At 68.5% G+C, this 4,762-nt stretch carries 6 protein-coding genes; all 6 read right to left on the bottom strand.

Annotation, left to right across the window (positions count from 1 at the left end; all coding sequences use genetic code 11):
- Window positions 1–162 precede the first annotated feature (162 nt).
- Window positions 163–603, bottom strand: coding sequence for an arsenate reductase ArsC (locus E0L93_RS14250; protein WP_132692751.1), 441 nt, complete (start codon window positions 601–603; stop codon window positions 163–165).
- A gap of 11 nt (window positions 604–614) precedes the next feature.
- A complete protein-coding gene (locus E0L93_RS14245; protein ID WP_132692750.1) occupies window positions 615–1,376 on the bottom strand; it encodes a metallophosphoesterase family protein in 762 nt (253 codons plus the stop codon).
- A 67-nt stretch (window positions 1,377–1,443) separates the two neighbouring features.
- On the bottom strand, window positions 1,444–2,391 hold the full coding sequence (locus tag E0L93_RS14240) for a threonine ammonia-lyase (RefSeq protein ID WP_132692749.1): 948 nt from the start codon (window positions 2,389–2,391) through the stop codon (window positions 1,444–1,446).
- Window positions 2,378–2,836, bottom strand: coding sequence for an ATP-binding protein (locus E0L93_RS14235; RefSeq protein ID WP_132692748.1), 459 nt, complete (start codon window positions 2,834–2,836; stop codon window positions 2,378–2,380). The genes E0L93_RS14240 and E0L93_RS14235 overlap by 14 nt, the downstream gene beginning before the upstream one ends.
- A gap of 15 nt (window positions 2,837–2,851) precedes the next feature.
- The gene (locus tag E0L93_RS14230; RefSeq protein ID WP_132692747.1) at window positions 2,852–3,238 is read right to left on the bottom strand and encodes a TraR/DksA family transcriptional regulator; all 387 of its coding nucleotides are present in this window, start codon (window positions 3,236–3,238) and stop codon (window positions 2,852–2,854) included.
- A 201-nt stretch (window positions 3,239–3,439) separates the two neighbouring features.
- On the bottom strand, window positions 3,440–4,726 hold the full coding sequence (locus tag E0L93_RS14225; protein WP_207890526.1) for a TIM-barrel domain-containing protein: 1,287 nt from the start codon (window positions 4,724–4,726) through the stop codon (window positions 3,440–3,442).
- Between the last annotated feature and the right edge of the window lie 36 nt (window positions 4,727–4,762).

Here is a 4,762-nt window from a genome sequence, read left to right as displayed (position 1 = left end):
GGACAGATCGGTCTGGTATGCTCTTCTCATCATGCTCGGTAGGGTACCGAGTCACTGCCTCAAGACCACTTTTCGGACGGTTTCTTACACTAGACCAGCCCCGCCGCCGGAGCGAAGGCCGAATAGAGGCTGTGGGCGGAGAGGTTTCAGGCCTGGCAGAGATCAGACCCGCTGGCTGGCCTCCACCCAGCTGCGGACCCGGTCTGCGATCCGGTCCCGCACCTCCCGGAACTTCCCCAGCCGCTCCTCCTCGCCGCCCCGGAAGCCGCGGGGGTCTTCGAACGGCCAGGAGAGCCGGAGCCCCATCCCGGGAAAGACCGGGCAGTTCAGCTCCCGCTCCTCCTCGCGTTTGCAGACCGTGATCTGGTACCCGAAGTGCTTGCGGCCCAGGAAGATGTGCAGGCTCTTGGGGTACTGGTCCAGGATGTCCACCCCGATTTCCTCCATGACCCGAACCGTCATCGGGTCTATCTCCCCGGCGGGCCGGCTGCCGGCGCTGTACGCCTCGTAGCGGCCGCCGCCGTACTCGCGCAGGAAAGCCTCGGCCATCTGGCTGCGGGCCGCGTTGCCGGTGCAGAGGAAGAGGACCCGGACCCTCTTCATTCCGAGCCCCCCTACTCGACCGGCACGGCCGTCCCGCCGGCGGCGAGCTGATCGGCGAACTCGTCCGGCAGGCCGCTCTCCCGGATGGCCTCCATCGCGCGCTCCAGATCGTACTCCACCCGCACGAACTCCACGCTCCGGAACGCCTCGCCGGCCTCGACCAGTACGTACCCGGCGCGCCAGTCGCCGTCCTTGGGCTTGCCGACCGATCCCGTGTTGACGAAGCGGACGCCCTCTACCTCCCGGCTCCAGGGCTTGTGGGTGTGCCCGAAGGCGATGAGGTCGCCTTCTCTGGCCCCGGCAGCTCTCGCCATCTTCACGCAGAAGGCGTCGGACCTATCCCCGGTCCAGTAGAGGGTGTTCAGGGTCGGCGTGCCGTGGACCAGGATCATCTGCGGGTTGGACCGGTGTCCACCGGCGGGCCTCACGTCCATCCTGAACGGCAGCTCTCCGAGGAAGCGCCTGGTGGCGGGCGAGACGTGCTCGCGGGTCCAGCCGTAGCTGAGGTGGGAGAGCTCCTCCTGGCGCGGGGACTCCGCCTTGCAGCCGCAGTGCTTGTAGCCGGTAGCGACGGTGGAGTCGTAGTTGCCGGCCACACCGGATATGCGGCAGGCCCGGATCAGGTCCACCACCTCGTTCGGCCAGGGAGCGTACCCGACGAGATCCCCCAAATGGTAGATGTGATCCACGTCTCCCCGGCCCTCTATGTCCTGCAGCACCGCCTCCAGCGCCGGCAGGTTGGAGTGGATGTCCGAGATGAGGGCGTATTTCATGCTCTCCTCCGGTCTGAGAAGCCCGTGTCTATCGGGAGCAGTCTACCTCCCATCCGGAGCGCTTGAGTTAAACGCCGGTAAATTCTGCGGCGAGCAGGCGGACGAAGGTCCGCGGCTCGACGTTCCCGCCACTGACCACCGCCACGTTCGCCCGCCCGCCCCCGTGAGCCAGGCACCCGGCGAAGGCAACGGCCCCGCTGGGCTCCACGACCAGCCGGGCCTCGAAGGCCAGGCGGCGCAGGGCATCCGCTATCTGCTCCTCGCTCACGGTTACGATGTCGTCCACGAAGCGCCGGATGTGCCGGAACGGGATCTCACCGAGCCGCTGCGCCCGCAGACCGTCTGCCAGCGTGCGACCCGCCCGCTCCCCGGAGATGCCAACGAGCTCGCCCCGCCGGAAGCTCTCCCGGGCGTCCGCCGCCAGCTCCGGCTCCACCCCGATCACCCGCGCCCCGGAGCCGCCCAGCTTCACGGCCGCCGCAACCCCGCTGATGAGCCCGCCGCCCCCGACAGGGACCCAGATCGTCGCAACTTCGGGCACCTCTTCTACGATCTCCAGCCCCACCGTACCCTGCCCGGCGATGACCGCCTCGTCGTCGTAAGGCGGGATTATGGCATACCCGCGCCCGGCGGCAAGCTCCTCCGCTCTGGCCCGGCGCTCCTCGCTGCCCTCTCCGACAGGCGCGATCTCCGCTCCGAGCGCCCGCGTGCGCCTCAGCTTCACCTCCGGTGCGCCGCGCGGCATGACGATGGTCGCCCGTACCCCCAGCTCGCGCGCCGCGTAGGCGACGCCCTGCGCGTGGTTGCCGCTGGAGTAGGCGACCACGCCCCGTCGCCGCTGCGCCTCGGAGAGCGTGCAGATCTTGTTGTAAGCTCCGCGCAGCTTGAACGACCCTACCGGCTGCAGGCTCTCCGGTTTCAGGTACACCCCGCGGCCGTACGGAAGGAGCGGGGTGCGCACCGCGACCCCCTCCAGCCTCCGCCGCGCCGCCGCTATCTCCTCAAGCCCCACCACAACCGCTCACCGTTCGCACCTCGACGCCGTCCTCCTCCACAGGCTCCCACTGTTCGGCCATGCGATCTATGACCTCGGGCGGCACCGGGTCGTCGGACTCCCTGCTTCGCCGCCGGCACTCCTCCGCGGGCGTCTCCAGCACGTAAGCTTCGAGCCGGAGGCCCAGCTCCCGCGCCATGCGCACCCACGGAGCCCTCCGCGCCCGGGTCGTATGGGTCGCGTCCACTACCACGGCGTGGCCGCCCAGCAGCAGCGATCTGACGGCCAGCTCGGCGTTCGCCCAGACCACCGGCTCGGCGGGCGGGTAGTGGCTCCGGCCGTGCAGGGCGCGCCGGATGTCGTCGGGACACACCCTCACCCACCCCGCCTCTTGCAATCCCCGGGCGTAGGTGGTCTTGCCGCTTCGGGGGAGGCCGCACATGATCGCCAGGCGCGGACCCTTCATCCCCGCGGGCGCATCCTAAGCCGGCGGCCGCCGCTCCCGCTCATATCGCTGCTGGGCCTCCAGCGTGCGCACGGCTTCGGGGACGGCCTCCAGCCGCCCCCGGGGGATGCGCTCGCCGGTGTCGTCGCAGACTCCGTAGGAACCCTCCTCTATCTTCTGGAGGGCGCGGTTAACCTCTTCAAGGCGCCGGTCGACCTGCTCCCCCAGCGTCGCGTCCATCGAACGTGAGAACAGGTACTGGCTCTGGTCTCCCCGGTCGTGCTGGGTGAAGTCTCCCTCCTCCCGCCGCTCCCTCTGGTCCTCCTCGACGCCGCTCTGTATGCGCTCCAGTTCCTCTTTCAGCTGCAGCAGGCGCTGCCGCTGCCGCTCGACGAACCTTCGATCTATCCCTCCGTCGCTCATCGCACCTCCTCTGGACGCCGCACTTCCCGGCAAGGTTACCCGCTACCCTCCCGCGAGAAACCGCCTTCGGGTTACGGGATCAGACAAAGATCCGGACCCAGATTACCGCAGCCGCGAGGATCAGGGCCCCGATCACGGCTATCGTGAGTATGGTCGCCCGCTTCATCTCGAGCATGAAGCATACCAGACGCCAAGCCCCGCCTAACCCACCTCTCGCACCGTCCATCCGGATGAGCCCGGCGGCCGCTCCCCGGTGACGCGCAGATTCCCGTCATCGGCGCGCTCCAGGCGCAGGGTGTGCAACTCGCCCTCCTCCGGGCGGCAGAACCGGCCCGTAACCGGCGAGGCTTCGGCCCCGTATACGCAGAGCTCTATACTGCCCCAGTCCAGCTCACCGGTGTGCTGGACGAGGGGAGCGTGCGGGATGGCCGCTCCGTAGCGGACGAGCACCACCGCGGGGATCTCTTCCCCGGCCCGGATGCGGTGCCAGCCCGAACCGCCGTAGGTCTTGCCGCTGAAGTACTCCACCCAGGAGCCGGGCGGCAGATACACGGGGCGCTCCCGGATCTCCTCGAAGAGCGGCGCCACCAGGATATCCTCGCCGAACATATATTCGTCCTCGACGGTCCAGCCGGTAGGATCTTCCGGGTACTCGAAGAAGAGCGTCCGCAGCACCGGATGTCCCGTCTCGGAGGAGAGCTTAGCCTGAGCGTAGATGTACGGCAGGAGGCGGTAGCGCAGCTCCACGATCCTCCGGAAGCTTTCGGCAAACTCCTGCCCGAACTCCCAGGGCTCTCTGGGAGGCGTGCCGTGGCAGCGGGTATGGGAGGAGAAGACCCCGAAGGCGAGCCACCGCAGGTAGAGGTCCGGGTCCGGCGGCGCGGCGAACCCCCCGATGAAGTGCCCCCAGAACGGGAAGCCGCAGAGTCCTAAAGAGAGACCTCCGCGCAGGCTGCCGGCCATCGCGCCGTTCGTGGTCTCCGGGTCGCCGCCCCAGTGCAGCGGGTAGCGCTGGCTCCCGGCCCAGGCGCTGCGGGACCAGGCGATCCTCTCTCCCGTCACCCGTTCCGTCACCTCGGCGACCGCCCGGTTGTAGCGCAGCGGGTAGAGGTTGTGCTCGTGGAAACCGCTCCGGCCGGCGGCGTAGATGCCGTTGAGCGGGGCCGCCTCCCCGAAGTCCGCCGTGAAGGCCGCCACTCCCTGCCGGAGCAGCTTCTCGAGCAACCCCTGGTACCAGCGCACCGCCTCAGGGTTGCTCAGGTCCAGCACAACGTCGTCCACCGGGGGTTTCCCTCGCTCGTTGAGGATCGCATACTCCTTCTCTATGGCCTCCCGGTGCAGCCGGTTGCGGGGGTTGAAGTACGGCAGCTGCCACAGGCCGAGCCGGAATCCGGATTCCTTGAGATCCCGGATCATGCCCTCCGGGTCCGGGAAGCGCGGTAGTGTCCCAGGAAGTGTGTAGAAAAGACCGTTGACGAAGACGGCCACCGTGTGGTTCCTACTCGAAAGTGGGTTAGAGCAACC

Origin of the sequence: Rubrobacter taiwanensis (assembly GCF_004337705.1) — a bacterium.
Classification (GTDB): Bacteria; Actinomycetota; Rubrobacteria; order Rubrobacterales; family Rubrobacteraceae; genus Rubrobacter_C; species Rubrobacter_C taiwanensis.
This window is presented reverse-complemented; position numbering and strand designations above follow the sequence as displayed.

Excerpts from the sequence above, each read along its gene's own strand:
- E0L93_RS14245 (WP_132692750.1), bottom strand. The coding sequence starts at position 1,376 with ATGAAATACGCCCTCATCTCGGACATCCACTCCAACCTGCCGGCGCTG.
- E0L93_RS14250 (WP_132692751.1), bottom strand. The coding sequence starts at position 603 with ATGAAGAGGGTCCGGGTCCTCTTCCTCTGCACCGGCAACGCGGCCCGC.
- E0L93_RS14230 (WP_132692747.1), bottom strand. The coding sequence starts at position 3,238 with ATGAGCGACGGAGGGATAGATCGAAGGTTCGTCGAGCGGCAGCGGCAG.
- E0L93_RS14235 (WP_132692748.1), bottom strand. The coding sequence starts at position 2,836 with ATGAAGGGTCCGCGCCTGGCGATCATGTGCGGCCTCCCCCGAAGCGGC.